Raw genomic sequence first — 15,453 nt, forward strand, 5'->3', positions numbered from 1 at the left:
ATGGACGCGCTCAAGCTGGTCCAGATGGCCAACCAGATCGCCACTTTCTTCGAGTCCGACCCGGACCCCGCCGCGGTCCACGACGGCATCGCCGGCCACATCCGCCGCTTCTGGGACCCCCGCATGCGCCGGGCCCTGCTGCAGCACATCGACGAGCAGGCCGGCGAGGGCTGCCGCCCGGCGGTGCTCGCCGCGATCGCGGCCAACCGCGAGAACCTCACGCCGGCCCGCTGACGTGTTTTTCTAAGAAAGAACATGTCCGTTCGGACATTCTCGAGGCTGCCGCGCGAGCGCTGCCTCGAACCTGCACGAGCACGCCGCCGAGGCTGCCGCCCTGCATGCTCGCCGGGGTTGCGGCCCACCGCGACGACCTCACGCCGGAGCAATGATGTGTCTTTTGTGACATGTTCATTCGGTCATTCGTGAGACCGCCGCGCGAGCACTGCCTCGAGCCCGCACGCCGTGGCTCGTGACGACGGCCGGCGCCTCTCGAGACTCGTGCGCGCGCGGCCGCCTCGGCGCGATGCCGCGGTCTTCCCCACGATCTCGCCGTCGGCGTCGTGCGGCCGGAGTGACGCCCAGGCCGCGTCAATCGAGTGACGCAGTCGCCAGCGCGCCGAAGATCGCCGCGACCGCGACTGCCCCTGGATCTGGCACGCCTCGCAGCGCGCTCTCGGGCACGTAGCTCGCGCGACCGGCGTGCGTCCGGATCATCGTCCGCGTCGCCTCCGCGCCCCGCTGCGCCGCCGCTGCGGCCCCCGCCAGCCCGTCGCCGGCCTCGAGCGCCGCGATCGCCGGAAGCAGCGCGTCGAGCATCGTGCGATCGCCCGCCGCCGCCCCGCCGACTTGCTGGATCCGCTCCACGCCCGCGCGCAATGCCGCCGGCCAGTCCTGCGACGCTCTCACTGCGACCCCCATCGCCGACACCCCGATCGACAGCAAGATCCCGCTCGAGCCGCCCATCGCGCTCGACAGGCACCCGGCGGTCGCGGCACACAGCGCGCCCGCGTCGGCGAACGGGAGGCGATCGAGCTCGCCGAGCACGGCGCGCGCCGCGGTCGCGAACGTCGTGCCGGTGTCACCGTCGCCGACCTTCGCGTCGAGCGCGTTGAGCTCGGCCTCGCGGGCCATCAATTCTTCGCACACGACCTCGACCACGCGCCGGCGCACCGCGTGGACCGACGGCGAAGCCGGCTCGGGCCGCAGGCGCGCGGGCAACGGCAACGGCGCGACGCTGACGACGCGACGCCCGGGCACCCACGCGGCCGGGCCGACGGGGGACAGCAGCGCGCGCTCGAGCTCCGGGTCGAGCGCGAGCGCGGACAGCGACAGGCCCTTCATGTCGAGCGACGTCATCAACCGCGCCGGCCCGAACACCAGACCGACCTCGCGCCGCATCGCCGCCAGCAGCGACCCCGTGGCCACCGCGATCTCGATCGGCGGCACCCCGCCGAGGTCGTTTATTAATAGCGCCACCGGTGAGCCCGCGTCGCCGAGCCGCGCGTGGAGGCGCGACACGAGGACCTCGGCGAGCTCGCGCACCGGCGCGTAGCGGATCTTCTCCGCCCCGGGCTCGCCGTGGATCCCGAGGCCCAGCTCGACCTCGTCCGGGCCGAGCCGCGCTTCCGCCGGCTGGCCGGGGATCGTGCACGACGAGAACGACAGGCCGAGCGAGCACACGGCCCCGGCGACGCGCTCCGCGGCGCGCTTCACCTCCGCGAGCGACGCCCCTTCGCGGGCGAAGTGGCCGGCGACCTTGTGCACGAACAGGGTGCCGGCGACGCCGCGCGGACGCGGTGCGTCAGGGAGCGCGATGTCGTCGCCGACGACCACCATCTCGACCTCGAGGCCGAGCGCGCGCGCCTTCTCGGCGGCGAGCCCGAAGTTGAGGCGATCGCCCGTGTAGTTCTTGACGACGAGCAAGCACCCCGGCGCGCCGGTGACCGCGAGGATCGCCGCGAGCACCGCGTCGACGCTCGGCGAGGCGAAGATCTCCCCGCTCACCGCGGCGGTCAGCATCCCGTCGCCGACGAAACCGACGTGAGCCGGCTCGTGCCCGGCGCCGCCGCCCGAGATCACCGCGACCCGGCTGCGGTCCCAGTCGGCGCGGACGACCACCTTGATCGCGGGATAGCCGTCGAGTCGGGCCAGCTTGCCCTCGCCGAGCATCACCGCGGCGTCGATCGCCTCGCGGACGATGTCGGTCCGCTCGTTGATGAAGTGCTTCACGCGGCGATGGTCGCACGAACGCCTGCGTCTCGACAGGCCACGACGCTCACGCGAAGGTGCGCCGACCGGACGGCGACCTCTCGTGATCGGTTATCCTGCGGCGGCGAGCAGGCTCATGAGCGTCCCGAAGCGCGGAGCGAGGCGGATCGTCGTCGACGGGGTCGAGTATTCGTGGCGACTGCGCCGGCGGCCGACCCCCGATCAGCGCAGCGGCCGGACGCCCCTGCTGCTCGCCGTCGCGGCTCGCGGCGTCGACGGCCCCGCCATGTTGGTCCGACTCCATCGCCCTCACCCGGGCAACGAGGTCGGTCTCGCCTCCGCCGCCGTCACCCCGCGCGAGGTCGCCGAGCTCGTGCGCGAGGGCCTTCGCGCCGGCTGGCAGCCCGCGAGACCTGGCGCGCAGTTCATCCTCGCCCCGCGCGCCGGTGCTGCCCGCGGCCCGAGAACCTGGCCCCGAGGACATACGCATCATTCGCCCGAGCAGCTGCTCGCGCTCGCCCGCCGCGCCGAGGCCCACGATCGCCTCCGTCTCGCCGACAATTCGAGGTACGTCTCCTGGCCGGGCGGGGGCGGGTTTCAGCCGTGCGCGATCCTCATCAACGACCGTGACCTGATCGATCGGGTCCGCGACGCCGAGCGCCCGCACGCCGCGCGGGAGGTGGCCGAGCGGCGCCGTGCCGACCCCGAGCTCGACCTCACCGTCGACCAGCTCGCCGGCGACTACCTCCACTTGACGCGCGAGGAGCTGGCCCTCCCGAGCCGCCACCTTTTCGAGCCCTCGGGCGACGTCCGCCGCGGCTTCGCCGTCGCGGACGACGATCCGATCCACGCCAAGACCACCGTCCTCCAGTGCACCTGCGGGATCCTCGAGTGTTGGTTCTTGTTGGTCCGCATCACCCTCTTCGACGACTTCGTCGTCTGGTCGGACTTCGAGCAGTTCCACCGCGACTGGGTCTACGACCTCGGACCCTTCGTGTTCGATCGCCGGGACTACCAGCGCGCGCTCGGCGGGTGATCCCGGCCGGCGCTGCCGGTGTCGTCGCTCCATCGCTCCTCGGCCCCGGTGTTCGAGTTCGAGGTCGTCGGTCCGCCGAATCATTCGAGCTCTTCTTCTTCGATCTCGACCGTCGTCGCCGTCCGCGGACGCGTCACGCACGCGAGCACGTACCCTTGCTCGCGCTCCCTGGCCGTGAGGCTGTTCGGTTCGTCCAGTTCGACCTCGCCGCTCTTGAGCCGCACGCGGCACTCTCCGCAGTTGCCCATGGCGCACGAGAACGGCATGGGGAGCCCGGCCGCGAGACCTGCTTCGAGCAACGTCTCGCCCGGCGCGACCTCGATGGCGCCGATGCGCTGCCCCGACTGTTCGACGAGCAGCGGCAATCGGCGGCGCACCGTTCGCTTGCTCGCGGGGCTTCGCCGCGGCGGTGAGAAGCGCTCCTCGTGAATGCGCTGCGCCTCGACGCCCAGCGCTGCGAGGGCGTGTCGCGCCCCGAGCAGCATCGGCTCCGGGCCGCACACGAAGTAGTGCGCGGCCGACGAGGGCGCGATGCGCTCGAGCTCGCCGCGCAACGTCGCCTCGTCGAGGAGACCGCGTCCACCCGTCCACTCCTCCGGCGGATGCTGCAGGACGTGGCACACCTGGAGGCGCTCGCCGTGCTCGGAGCCGAGCTGCTCGAGCGCCTCCGCGAAGATGACGTCCTGCGCGCCGCGGTTGCCGTAGAGGAGCACGACGCGGCTCGCGGGCTCGTGCGCGAGCACGGTCCGCGCGATGCTCACGATCGGCGTGATCCCGCTGCCGCCCGCGACGAGGACGAGCTCGCGCCGCGTCGACGGATCGACGCTCACGGCGAACGTGCCCGAGGGTCCGAGGATCTCGAGCGCGTCGCCGACGCGGACTCGCTCGTTGACGTGGCTCGAGCATCGTCCGCCCGGGGCCCGCTTGATCGTCAGCGCCAGGCGCGTGCCTCCCGGCATCGACGACGCGGAGTAGGCGCGACGTACCGTCTCCCCGTCGATCTCCACGCAGAGCGTGAAGTACTGGCCCGCCCGGAAATCGAACGGCGCCCCGTCCTCGAGGAGGAGCGTCACCGCGTCCGCCGTCTCGCGGCGGATCTCGGCGACCCGCACCTTGCGACTCCCGAGCCCGGGTCTCACGTCCTCGTATCCTTCCTTGGCGAGGTCGCTGCGCAGCGCCTTGTCGATCAGGCGACGGAGCGGCGCGGAGAGCGGGCCGAGGACCCGCGCGAACGAACGCAGCAACGCCGCCTTCACGCCCCTGTCCTGGTTCCGGGCCAGGTGCTGCGCGGCGAGCTTCACCAGGTCCGGCACGTCGGCGCGGTTCACGTGGGACGACGGCTGCCACGGCCTCGCGGCGCGGATCGCCTCGTTGGCGACGAGCTCGGCGCCGAGGACCCGCACACACAGCGCGAGGTGCGGCGGCTTCCCCTTCAACGCCATGCTCGAGAGGATGGCGGGCTCGTCGGTGACCCATGCCGTCCCGTGAATGTGAAGCACCTCCTGCCGTCCGGGCACCACCGCGGCGAGCGCGATCTGCTCGCACGTCATCAGGTTGTGGAACGTGTCGATGCGCTGATTGCCGCGGCGGTCCGGGATCGCGAGCGTATGCGCGTCGAGGAGCTTGATGAAGCCTGCAGGATCTCCGCGCGGGCTCGTGTCGCTCGCGCCCGCCGCGTCCCACGTGGAGACGACGGCGAACGGCGCCGACGCGAGAAATTCTGCGAGCGCGCGGGTGACGAGCGCGCCGTCCCCCGGCGTGAGCTGCGGTCCGGCGCGGACGCGGCGGCTGCCACAGCCCCGAGCGCAGGATGCATTTCGGGCAGTGCACGAACGCCTCCGCGACCGCGAGCACGAGGTGCCCGTCTCGTCGCTCTTCGACGGCGCCGTTGAGGCGCAGCGTGTCGCCGACGCCGGGGAGCATGAACACGAACGAGGCCCCGCTGCCGGGCATCGGCGCCACCTCGGTCCCGACCTCGATCACGATGCGCTTCGGCGAGTCGACGCGGACGAAGCCCGGCCTGCCGCCGACGAACGTGCTGCGGGGGATCCCCGCCGCGTCCCGATAGCCGAAGCCCGCCAGCGGCGACCGGGTCAGCACGCGGCGACAGCCCTCGTCGAGGGCGTCGATCTGCTTCATCAGGACGGCGGGCATCGGCTTGCCCACGACCGCCTCGATCTCCGCGACACTCAATCGATGCATCGCGGAGAAAAATGGCATTCGCGTCGCTTGACCGCATCAGGCAATCCGGACAAATTGTTTTGAGATCCAGCCATGGCCCCGAAACGTGAAGAGCAGCACCGTCGCGCCGGCTTTACGGTGCGCGGCGAGCTGCGATTCGCCAGCGATTCGAAGGGCGCGGGCGACGTGATGGAGTCGCTCGCCAGCCGCTTCGTCGTGGAGGCGCGCGATCGGTGGAGGACCGCGGTGGCGCGGCCCGCGAACGCGATCGGCATGAGCATGGAGGCGGGCGGGATCGAGAGCGAGTTCCACTCGCACGCCGAATCGCAGCTCGTGTTCCAGGTCCGGGGCGAGCTCACGTGCGAGGCCTCGAACGCGCTGTGGATCGTGCCGCCTCAATCCGCGCTAGGGTCCCGGGCGGCGTGAGCCATCGGATCCGCGCTCGGGCGCCGCTCGAGGGTTACAGCCTGTTCGTCGAGCCGCGGGCGGGCGTGAACCTCCCGCGGGAGTGCTGCGCGGTGTCCGTGTCGACGCTGTTCCGCGAGCTCCTGTTTCGACTCGCCTCGCGTCCTGCCCAGTACGACGTCGACGGCCCCGACGCGCGGCTCGTCGGAGTGCTCCTCGACGAGCTGGCGGCCGCGAAGGTGGAGAATCACCGCTTGCCGATGCCGACGGAGCCGCGTCTCCGCCGCCTCGTGGAGGCGATCGTGGCCGCTCCCGCCGACGCGTCCTCCGCCGACACGTGGGCGCGACGCGTCGGCATCGGCGAGCGGACGCTCCATCGCCTGCTGGTGAAGGAGACCGGGCTCAGTTTCGTTCGCTGGCGGCAGCGCCTGCACGTGACGCTGGCGATCCAGCGAATGACCCGCGGCGCCTCGGTCAAGCAGGTCGCGCTGGAGCTCGGATACGCGAGCGCGAGCAGCTTCGTGACGATGTTCCGCAAGGCGCTGGGCACGTCGCCGGCCCGTTACATGGCGCACCGGCTCGAAGCAACCTGACGGCCCGCACGCGCGGCGAGAAACCGGGCGCCCGGGCAGAAGACGGAGGCGCCGACGGGTCCACTGCGCAGGCCGATCGCATCGGGCGACGCAGCGGAAACCGACCTCGTCCGCGCGAACAACCTGTCCGCAAGAACATATACGCCCCGGCGGGCGCTCACAGGTGCGGGCAGGGCATCCCGCCGTTCGCGCGCGTCCGCAGCACCGTGTGGATCGCCGCCACGATCGTCGTGCGATACGGGTGGCCGACGAGGTCCTCCATGCTGAACAGCCGGTCGGCGGCGAGGTTGATGAACTGCTGCTTCGCCGCGCCCCCGAGCATCGCGATGGTGGCCGCGATCGTGTCCGGCGCCAGCGCGATCTCGGCGGCGTTGCGGCTGGCGGTCGGCGTGTTCCACTGCACCGCGTAGTTGAACAGCGCGGCGTACCAGGCCTCGGGGTCGGCGTAGACGTCGGCGAGCGCGTCGACGACCCCGCGCTCGGACGACCAGCTGACGCGGCCGCCGAACGGGTCGTCGAGGTAGGCCGCGTCGTTCGAGGCGATCAGGTCGGCGAGCGCGCGGTCGATGTAGTTCGCAAAATCCGGGGTGGCGTTGTTCTCGTAGTCGAGGTCGTGCATGAACGCGAGGGTCGGCCCGCCCGCGGGACTCACGTACGACCCGCCCGAGTAACGGCCGTCGACCGCGTCGAACACGTACGATTTGAGGTGGAAGTACTTGTTGCCGCCGCCGCCGACGCACGCGAGGTACGAGTCGTAGAGGTAGCTGCGCCACGACGATCCGAGCATCCCGTCGCTGACGAGCCCGCCGGAGATCAGCGCGTCGAGGCCCGCGGGCGTGACGAGCGTGTCGAGCCGCGTGTGCGGCAGCATCGTCGCCGAGCGCGAGCCCGAGCCGGTCCACACGGTCCTGGTGATCGCGTTCGCGGCCGGCCAGGACGCGGTGTCGGCGTTGAAGGTGAAGGCGAAGTCGCAGCGATCGAGCGTGGCGCCGCTGAAGTCGGCGCCGTCGAGGTCGGCGTACAGGAACGGCGCGCGCCGGACCAGGCCCGAGAACACCGCGCCGTCGAGCTCGGTGCCGAAGAACCACCCGCCGTCGACCCCGCCGGCGAAGTGCACGTCGCGGAAGTCCTTCATCCCCACGTCGAGCGCGAACGGGAAGGTGATCGTCGCGCCGCGGACGTCGGTCCCGCCGGCGAGCGCGCTCTGCAGCTGCGCCGGCGTGTTGAAGACGAGCCCGCCGCCGCCGTCGCCGCCGCAGGTGCCGCCCTGCGACACCCATCCGTCCTGCCCGCAGGCGTAGTATTGAAGATCCTCGCCGCAGACCTGCTGGCCGCACACCGTCGCGTGCACCGGGTTGCCGAGCCAGTCCGTGCCGCCGGGGCAGTCGCAGCCGTCGTCGCCCCCGCACACGCCTCCCTGGGAGACCCAGCCGCTCTGCTCGCAGGCGTAATATTGAAAATCCTCGCCGCAGATCTGCTGGCCACACTCGGTCGCGTGCACGGGGTTGCCGAGATGGTCGGTGCCGCCCGGACAGTCGCAGTCGTCGCCGCCCCCGCTGTCGTCGCCGCCCCCGCACACGCCGCCCAGCGAGACCCACCCGCTCTGCTCGCATGCGTAATACTGAAGGTCTTCGCCGCAGACCTGCTGGCCGCACTCGGTCGCGTGCACCGTGTTGCCGAGCCAGTCAGTGCCGCCGGGACAGTCGCAGCCGTCGTCGCCCCCGCACACGCCGCCCTGCGCGACCCAGCCGCTCGGGCCGCACGCGTAATATTGAAAATCTTCGCCGCAGACCTGCTGGCCACACACGTCGGTGTTCACAGGGTTGCCGAGCCAGTCGGTGCCGCCGGCGCACGGACACGCGTCGCCGTCGCGCAGCTCGATCGCAGACGCGTCGACGGCCGGTTCGTCGTCGCAGGCCAGCGGCGCGAACACGGACGCGCCGAGCAGCAACGCAGGGCCGAGGCGCGACGCAGAGAGAAGAGAGCAGGAGATCGAAGCATGAGGACGCGAGAAGGTGGTGGACATCGGATGAATCCTTGGTGGCCGCGCGAGGCTCGCGACGCGGCGCAGGAGCCCGTCGCCGAGCACGACGCTCGCGTGGTCCGGCCTCCTGCGGGCATGACAGGCGGACAGATCGGATGTCGCAGCGCGCGACGAAAAAATCCGCTCGCGCCTCGGCACCCGAGCCCGGGGCGTGACGACGACAGTGGATCGCCCGAGCTTCCGCTCGCGGAGCGAGCGACCGATCACCTGCTGCGCTCCGGCACGCGCGTGCGAGCTCGGCGAGGCTCGAGCTGCCGCACGAGGTCATGCGACGCAGCCGCGACGATCATCACTCGCCGGTCGCGCCGCGGCTGACGGCGACTTCGATGTCGCCGAGGACGCACGCAAACTCGGGCGTGCCGATCGGCCTGCAGCTTCCAGCGGCCTTCGCACGCCCGGCGATACTCCGTCACGCTGCGGCCGACGGCGAGCTCGACGTCGTCGATGCCGCACACGGGCGTGCCGATCGGCCTGCAGCTTCCAGCAGACCTCGCACGCCCGGTGGTGCTCGCCGCGGTCGACGGCGATGTCGTCGATGACGCACGCAAACTCGGCGTGCCGGTCCCGCACCTCGCAACGGGCTCGCACACCCGGCGGTGCTGCTGCGCCCGCGTAGACGCCCGGCAATCGAGCCGGCGCGACGCGTAACCAACTCTTGACACGTGTGCGAAAACCCGTAACCTCTCCTTTACACATGACCTGCACCCCTCCAGCGACCGCTGCCACGCTCGACGCCGTGTTCTTCGCGCTGTCGGACCGCACGCGCCGCGACTTGCTCGAGCGGCTGCGCGGCGCCGAGGAGACCGCGGGTGCGCTGGCGCGGGGGTTTGCGGTCACGCGCCCGGCCGTCTCGCGGCACCTGCGGATCCTCCGCGAGGCGGAGCTGGTGGTCGAGCGCCGGCGCGGGCGGGAGCGGGTCTACACGCTCTCGCCGGCGCGCCTCGAGGCCGCCACCGCCTGGCTCGACGCCTACCGCGTGTTCTGGACGGCGCGCCTGCGCGACCTCCGGGACCTCGTCGAATCCCTGCCCGACGACGATGACGAACCCCCCGCGCCGGCACGCACGCTGGCGCCCCGCACCAAGAGGAAACCGAGATGAGCGAGCACCCCCCCGTATTCGAGCACCGCGCCAGCTTCCCGCTGCCTGTCCCTCCGCCGCGAGCCTTCCGCGCGCTCGTCGAGCCGTCCGAGCTGTCGCGGTGGTTCGCCGAGCACGTCACCGTCGAGCCGCGCGTCGGCGGCAGCTTCGCGTTCCATGGCAGCGCCACCCTCGGCGCCCCGGCGGCCGGCGACGCCACGCAGCGCCTCGTCGCCTTCGAGCCCGACGCCGCGCTCGCCTTCTCGTGGAAGATCCACGGCGTCGACACCGAGGTGCGCTGGTCGGTCGCTCCGACCGACGACCCCGCGAAGAGCACCCTCGAGGTCGTCCACACGGTCCGCGGCGCCCTGCCGTTCAAGCGCCCGCGCCACGTGCTCGACGATCTCTGGCGCCTGCACGCCGGCAACCTCGGCGACCACCTGGCCGGAAGGACAGCCGGCGTCGTGCTCCCCGACTTCGCCGGCGGGCGCAACGAGGTGCGCGTCTCGATCGACATCAAGGCGCCGCCGGCCAAGGTGTTCCGCGCCCTGCTCGACCCGGCGCTGATGAACCGCTGGCTCGGCGGGGCCGCCCAGGTCGACCTCGAGCGGCGCACGTACACGTACGGCTGGCGCTACGACATCGAGGGCCGCAGCGTCGACGGCGGCCCGACGCGGATCGTCGAGCTCGTCGAGGGCGAGAAGCTGGTCACCGACTGGACCGACTGGCGCGGCGAGCCCGACCAGCCGCTCACGCGCGTGACCTGGCTGCTCGAGCCCTTGGCCGGCGGCGCGGGCACCCGCCTGACGATCGTGCACGACGGCTTCGGCGCGCCGGTCGACCGCAGCGACTACCAGCAGGGCTGGTACGGCTTCGCCGAGCGGCTGCGCAAGCTGTTCGAGTGACGCGGGCTCGGCCTCGGCGCCGGCCCTCCTTCATCTGCGCTCGCCGAACGCCCGCAGCTCGCGGGCGCGCGGGCGCAGCGCCTGCCACACCGCCCACATCCCCGCCGGAAACAGCGCCTCTGCCCCTGCAAACCCCTCCTGCGACCAGTCGACCCAGAAATAGCAAGACTCCCCGTCCGGCAGCCGCCCCGCGCGGCACGCCGTCACCAGCTTCGCGCAGCGGGCCGCGATGTGCCGGCAAGCCAGCTCCGCGGTGTCATCTTCGTCCGCGAACGCCTCCGGCGCCCGCGCGGCGACAGCCTCGAGCTGCGCCAGCAACACGGCCCGCTCCGCCGCCGAGCTCGCGCAGTACCAATAGAACGGCAACCAGCACGGCGTGTTCCACGGATGGTCGTCGGCGTACGCCTCCTGATACGTCGCGAACAGCGGCGGCCGCGGCTCCCAGAAGCGATACGCCAGCGCCCCGATCAACAGCTCCGCGATCGGCCCTGAGGCCGCGGGCAAGCCCGCCGCGATCTGCCGCTGCAGCACCGTCGGCTCGCGCGTGATCGGCTGTCCCACAGGACATGCCCCCATGGCCATGCTCCGATCGGCCAGCGCCGCCGGCAGCGGCGCCATCGGCCGCAGCGCCGGCAGGTGGATCCGCTCGACCAGCCCATTCGCCCGGCTCTCGCACAGCAGCACCTCGTTCAGCACCGTCCACGCGAACCCCACGACCCGCAGCTGCGGCGCGCCCTCCGGCCCCACCCTGCAGACGATCGTGCGGTGTTTCTCCCGGTACACCATCACCACCGCATCGTCCCACCAGCGCAGGTGACCGACCTCGCAGCCGAAGTACGGGTTGTACGTGTCGACCGTCCACTCGCGGACCTGCGTCGCGCCGACCCGCATGCGCAGGAAGTAATCGACGTCGACCCAGCCTCCGTCGTCCTTCTCGACCTTCTCGACCCACGCCACCCGCTCGCCCTCGACCGCCCCGCCGACGATCGCGTGGATGTAGTCGTCCTCCGCCAGCCATTCCCGCTCCACCCCGAGCCGCGCGCAGACCGCCGCGATCGCCGCGGGCTGCTCCTCGCCGACCTCTTCCCACTCGGGGAACAACGCGCCAACGTCCATCGTCCCGCGAGTTTACGCGAGCGACGCGCCCGGCGCCTCGCGTCCTCGCGGCGACAGTCCCACGTGAACCCGCCCCTCGCGGGTGACTGTCACGCCGTGCGTCGACGCGACGCACCCGTCGCTCCTGGGGTGTGCCACCGACGATCCGCCCCACCCGGCCGCTCCCGGTCCCCGCGAACTTCGCTACCCTTCGACCCATGCGCCCCGACCCCGACCTCGCGCGCCGGCTCGAGCTCGCCGAGCACATCCAGCGGCAGTGGTACCCGTCGTGGACCAGCGCGTGGCTCAAGGCGGTCCCGGCGAGCGCCGTGCTCGAGTCGATCCACCGCGAGGCGCTCGCCGAGGCCGGCGCCGATCCGTCCGCGCTCGTGACCGCCAGGCGCGCCGTCGTCCAGACCTTCCTCGAGGATCACTTCAGCCTCTGCACCCCCGAGGACGCCCCCTACTGCACCTTCGTCGACGGCACCTGGCGCGCGATCGACCGCGCCGAGATGCTCGCCTGCGCCGACCGCCTCCTCGCCACCGCGCGCGCCCGGATCGTCGAGGTCGAGGCCGAGGAGGCCGCCGAGCGCGCCGAGGCCGAACAGGGCGGCTGGCTCGACGCCGTCAGCCCCTCCAGGCTGGCCGACCGGATGATCGACCTCGACGCCCTCCGCCGGTGGTTCACCGCCGAGCTGTGGGCCGACCCCGAACCGACATGGTTCACCAACACCCGCCCCGGCTTCACCGGCGAACCGGCCGTGGTCGGCATCGACGACCACGTCATCACGATCCTCTGGCTCCCCTGACCGATCACTCCGCGACGCGGCAGTACAAGAGAACATGTCCGAATGGACATATCATCGCACGCCGCCAACCTGAGCGCCGCAGTCCCTCCCGCGGTGATGCAGAAGCACATGTCCGAATGGACATATTGCCATGCGAGCCGGGTGAATCCTCGGCGACGCGGTGATCAGCGCGAGTCGTCCCCCGAGAATCCGGCGTCCAGCGCCGCGAGCTCGGGGTGCTCACGGATCTGGCGCCTCGTCGCCCGGGACCGCGCGCAGAGCAGCTCCCCCAGCGCCTCGCGGAGCCGCACCGCGTGGCCCTGCTCGGGGATGGTGAGGTCGTGGGGATCGACCGCCGCGAGCAGGCGGCGCAGCCGATCCGGCGGCAGCGGCAGAAGGCGGCGCAGATCGATCCGCTCGCCCAGGACATCCTCGATGTAGGGGCGCTGGCACAGCCAGATCGGCAGGAGCTCGTCGTCGGTCGGCGGCGGCATCGGGACGACCGGCCAGCGCGCGAGGTCCGGCGCCATCTCGCACAGCCGTGCCCACCCTGCCTCGGTCGCGGCGAGGATCAGCTGGAACGCGGCGTCCGGATCGAGGGCCATCTCCGCGGCGTAGCGGAGCAGCGGCGGGTCCTCCGGCACGCGCGTCCACGCGCACACGAGCCCCGGCGCGATCGAGGCGGGGACGGCGTCGGGTCGGGCGCGGTACCGCGGATCGGGCGAGCCCCCGCCGTGCCAGTTGTCGACGTTCATCCCGCGGGTCTGCAGCAGAAGGCGGCGGAGCTGCCGGATCAGGGCGCGTCGCCCCGAACACGCCTCGCCGACGAGAGCGAACCCCGGCCCGTGGACGAGGCGCTCGCGCCAGACGGCGTCCGGCTCCCGCTCGAGCCAGGCCGGCTGCACGGTGAGGCCGACGTGCCCCCGCGCGCCGAGCTGGTCGAACAACGCGCAGTACGCCTCACGGGCCGTGATCAGCCCCTCGGCGTTTCGCGGGTCGAGGGCGGACAGCGCCCATAGCGTGCGGTCCGGCAGGCTGCGGAGCAGCACCCCCGGATCCACGGACGCGCCGGCCGCCTCGCGGATCGCCCAGCGACGCCCCCAGCTGTAGGCCAGCGGCAGGTCGCTCGCCTCGGCGATCCGCTGCCGCCAGATCGCGTGGGCGCGGTCCAGGGGCGCACCCATGAGGGTCGAACCGAGCAGCTCGGGTTGCAACGCGACGATCGCCCGGGCGAGGTCGCCAGGCTCGACAGCACCTGCCTCGGGGTCGGGCCCGCCGTAGGGCACCGCGGCGAGCGCCTCCTCTTGCGCCACCCGCCAGCGCGCGAGCGACACCGCAGCGTCCCACAGCCGGCGCGCGTCCGCTTCACAGCGCGCCCGGATCTCGGGGACGGTGGGGGACGGGACGCCGAATGCGGGGTGATGGACATGCATCGCCGGTCCCTATACCCCGCTCGCAGGACAGACGGGGGAGGAGGGAAGCATGCCGCGCGAAACCCCTGGAGAACTTTGGGGCCGCTGTACTAGCGCGTGCCCTCGTCGTCCCCGTCGTGCGGCCACCCGGCGAGCTCCTGCTCGGCCTCCGCGATCGCCTCGAGCTGCTCCGCCTCGTCGCGCCACGGCAGATCAGCGGGCCGCTCGTGAAGATACCGCCGCACCAGCGCGCGCGTGCTCTGCGATCGCGGCGCCGCCAGCAATCGCCGCAGCAGCAGCCGTCGCACCGACACGCGACCTTCCTCCGGGTCTCGCACCACCCTGGCCGCCTCCGGGTCATCGCGCCAGTGCAGCGGAAAACGCTCCAGCGGCCCATGCATCTTCCCCCTGGGAATCCACGGCGGCTCGTTGCGAACCTTTATCAAAAAGGGTCGCTCCTCGTCCTGCAGCTCCCTGGTCTCACGCACGAACCGCGGCGACACCTCGACCTCGACCTGCGTGCGCTCGTGTACGACCGCCACCACCACCATGTCGATCCACAGCGGCACCAGGCCGTCGCGCCACAGCAGGTCGATCGTCTCCTCCGCCGTGCACGAGCGCCGCTCGCGGAACCTCTCGGCATCCTCCGCGAACAACACTTCCCCCGGCCCGAGCGGCACGTGCTCGACCCACGGCCCCATCGCCAGCGAGTAAGTCACCGCCTCGGGCAGCGCGTCGATCACGTACGTCCGCGTCAACGACAGCAGTCGGCGCGTCGCCTCGGCCAGGCGTCGCCTGAATTCCTCGCGCTCCATCGATCCTCAGCTCGCCAGCAACGGCCCCACGTACGCGACGACGTCGGCGCGCCCGCGATCTTCCGCCCGCAGCGCCTCTGCGACCTCCGCCACCACCGACAGGCGCCACACCTTCGCCGACGGATTCGCGGCCCGCACACGCTGATACAGCCCGCCGGCCCCGTCCACGTGGAAGCCACCGACCACCTGCACCACCGGCCGCGACCCCGCCGCCAGCGCGCGGCCGATCGACCCCGCCATCGTCGCGTCCCACACGTTCTGCGCCCGATAAAAGCCCTCGAGCGTGGCCGCGTCGACGCCCGCGTGCTGGCCCATGAGCGCCACGAACTGCTCGCGATATGTCCCTTCGGTCAGCTGCTCGGGCACCTCGACCAGCGCCTGCTCCTCGGGCCCCAGCGCCCGCAGCGGCTCCAGCCCCTCGAGCCGCGCCCGCTTCACCAGCGCCCGCGCCGCGTTGGCCGCGATCACCGGCCGCCCCTTCGCCTGCGCCGCCAGCACCATGCGGCGGTGCCCCGCGGGGAACTTGCGCTCGCCCTCGAGGTCGGCCGCCTTGCGGAACGCCGCCTCGTCGAGCTGCGCGCGCAGGAACGCGTCGAGCTCCGCCTGATGATCGCGCGTCACGCTCTCGAGCGCCAGCGCTGCCACGGCCCCGGTCGCCAGCAATTTTCGAACAGGTCCGCCGCCAGCTCGAGCCCGAGCGGGTGCCCGTGCTGCTCGCCGATCAGCACCACGTCGCTCGCCGCCATCGCCGCCACGATCTGCGCCTCGGCGACCTGCCCGCCATCCTCGCCGGAGAACAGCCGCGCCTCCGTCATCGTCGGCGCCTGCGTGGCCCGCCCGCGGCACGCCGGCAAGCTCATCGCCCCGCCCACGAGCTGCATCCACCGCCTCCG

General features: G+C 72.2%; 16 protein-coding genes and 1 pseudogene. 8 read left to right on the top strand and 9 right to left on the bottom strand.

Annotated features, from left to right (window positions below; translation table 11 throughout):
• Positions 1–234 (top strand): formate dehydrogenase subunit delta, encoded by a 234-nt coding sequence (locus OV079_RS36090; protein WP_267774031.1) that lies wholly within the window; start codon positions 1–3, stop codon positions 232–234.
• A gap of 354 nt (positions 235–588) precedes the next feature.
• Here OV079_RS36090 and OV079_RS36095 read toward each other — a convergent pair whose 3' ends face one another.
• Positions 589–2,229 carry a dihydroxyacetone kinase subunit DhaK gene (locus OV079_RS36095; RefSeq protein WP_267774033.1) on the bottom strand — a complete coding sequence of 547 codons (1,641 nt, stop codon included), beginning with the start codon at positions 2,227–2,229 and terminating at the stop codon, positions 589–591.
• 115 nt (positions 2,230–2,344) lie between these two features.
• Between OV079_RS36095 and OV079_RS36100 the strand changes: the two genes are divergently transcribed.
• Positions 2,345–3,244 carry a hypothetical protein gene (locus OV079_RS36100; RefSeq protein WP_267774035.1) on the top strand — a complete coding sequence of 300 codons (900 nt, stop codon included), beginning with the start codon at positions 2,345–2,347 and terminating at the stop codon, positions 3,242–3,244.
• Between the two features lie 80 nt (positions 3,245–3,324).
• On the opposite strand, the gene OV079_RS36105 is transcribed toward OV079_RS36100, so the two are convergent.
• Positions 3,325–4,686: a ferredoxin--NADP reductase gene (locus tag OV079_RS36105; RefSeq protein WP_267778737.1), complete on the bottom strand. Its 1,362-nt coding sequence runs from the start codon at positions 4,684–4,686 to the stop codon at positions 3,325–3,327.
• Between the two features lie 18 nt (positions 4,687–4,704).
• Positions 4,705–4,920, bottom strand: a pseudogene (locus tag OV079_RS59190) (hypothetical protein); the annotation flags it as partial.
• 148 nt (positions 4,921–5,068) lie between these two features.
• Here OV079_RS59190 and OV079_RS36115 point away from each other — a divergent pair.
• Genes OV079_RS36115 through OV079_RS56515 form a run of 3 tightly spaced genes read left to right on the top strand, consistent with a single transcriptional unit; the run spans position 5,069 to position 6,423 of the window.
• Positions 5,069–5,509, top strand: a complete 441-nt coding sequence (locus tag OV079_RS36115; RefSeq protein WP_267774036.1) for a hypothetical protein — start codon at positions 5,069–5,071, stop codon at positions 5,507–5,509.
• A 9-nt stretch (positions 5,510–5,518) separates the two neighbouring features.
• Positions 5,519–5,851, top strand: coding sequence for a cupin domain-containing protein (locus tag OV079_RS36120; RefSeq protein WP_267774037.1), 333 nt, complete (start codon positions 5,519–5,521; stop codon positions 5,849–5,851).
• Positions 5,848–6,423 carry an AraC family transcriptional regulator gene (locus OV079_RS56515; protein WP_267774039.1) on the top strand — a complete coding sequence of 192 codons (576 nt, stop codon included), beginning with the start codon at positions 5,848–5,850 and terminating at the stop codon, positions 6,421–6,423. Before OV079_RS36120 ends, OV079_RS56515 begins: the two co-directional genes overlap by 4 nt.
• A 157-nt stretch (positions 6,424–6,580) precedes the next feature.
• Here OV079_RS56515 and OV079_RS36130 read toward each other — a convergent pair whose 3' ends face one another.
• Entirely contained in the window at positions 6,581–8,356 is a 1,776-nt protein-coding gene (locus tag OV079_RS36130; protein WP_267774041.1) for a pentapeptide repeat-containing protein, read from the bottom strand.
• Between the two features lie 805 nt (positions 8,357–9,161).
• Between OV079_RS36130 and OV079_RS36135 the strand changes: the two genes are divergently transcribed.
• On the top strand, positions 9,162–9,566 hold the full coding sequence (locus tag OV079_RS36135) for an ArsR/SmtB family transcription factor (RefSeq protein ID WP_267774043.1): 405 nt from the start codon (positions 9,162–9,164) through the stop codon (positions 9,564–9,566).
• Complete coding sequence (locus OV079_RS36140) at positions 9,563–10,450, top strand: SRPBCC family protein (RefSeq protein WP_267774045.1); 888 nt, start codon at positions 9,563–9,565, stop codon at positions 10,448–10,450. Before OV079_RS36135 ends, OV079_RS36140 begins: the two co-directional genes overlap by 4 nt.
• A 30-nt stretch (positions 10,451–10,480) precedes the next feature.
• On the opposite strand, the gene OV079_RS36145 is transcribed toward OV079_RS36140, so the two are convergent.
• The gene (locus tag OV079_RS36145; protein ID WP_267774047.1) at positions 10,481–11,566 is read right to left on the bottom strand and encodes a hypothetical protein; all 1,086 of its coding nucleotides are present in this window, start codon (positions 11,564–11,566) and stop codon (positions 10,481–10,483) included.
• A gap of 197 nt (positions 11,567–11,763) precedes the next feature.
• On the opposite strand from OV079_RS36145, the gene OV079_RS36150 reads away from it, so the two are divergent.
• A complete protein-coding gene (locus OV079_RS36150; protein ID WP_267774049.1) occupies positions 11,764–12,354 on the top strand; it encodes a hypothetical protein in 591 nt (196 codons plus the stop codon).
• 164 nt (positions 12,355–12,518) lie between these two features.
• Here the strand turns inward: OV079_RS36150 and OV079_RS36155 are convergent, their stop codons facing one another.
• The 4 genes from OV079_RS36155 to OV079_RS36170 form a co-directional block, all read right to left on the bottom strand.
• Entirely contained in the window at positions 12,519–13,766 is a 1,248-nt protein-coding gene (locus OV079_RS36155; protein WP_267774050.1) for a hypothetical protein, read from the bottom strand.
• Positions 13,767–13,855: 89 nt separating this feature from the next.
• Positions 13,856–14,560, bottom strand: coding sequence for a hypothetical protein (locus OV079_RS36160; protein WP_267774051.1), 705 nt, complete (start codon positions 14,558–14,560; stop codon positions 13,856–13,858).
• Between the two features lie 6 nt (positions 14,561–14,566).
• A complete protein-coding gene (locus OV079_RS36165) occupies positions 14,567–15,205 on the bottom strand; it encodes a ChaN family lipoprotein (protein ID WP_267774052.1) in 639 nt (212 codons plus the stop codon).
• Positions 15,178–15,441: a hypothetical protein gene (locus tag OV079_RS36170; RefSeq protein ID WP_267774053.1), complete on the bottom strand. Its 264-nt coding sequence runs from the start codon at positions 15,439–15,441 to the stop codon at positions 15,178–15,180. The genes OV079_RS36165 and OV079_RS36170 overlap by 28 nt, the downstream gene beginning before the upstream one ends.
• Positions 15,442–15,453 lie beyond the last annotated feature (12 nt).

The organism is Nannocystis pusilla (assembly GCF_026626665.1).
Taxonomy (GTDB): Bacteria; Myxococcota_A; Polyangia; order Nannocystales; family Nannocystaceae; genus Nannocystis; species Nannocystis pusilla.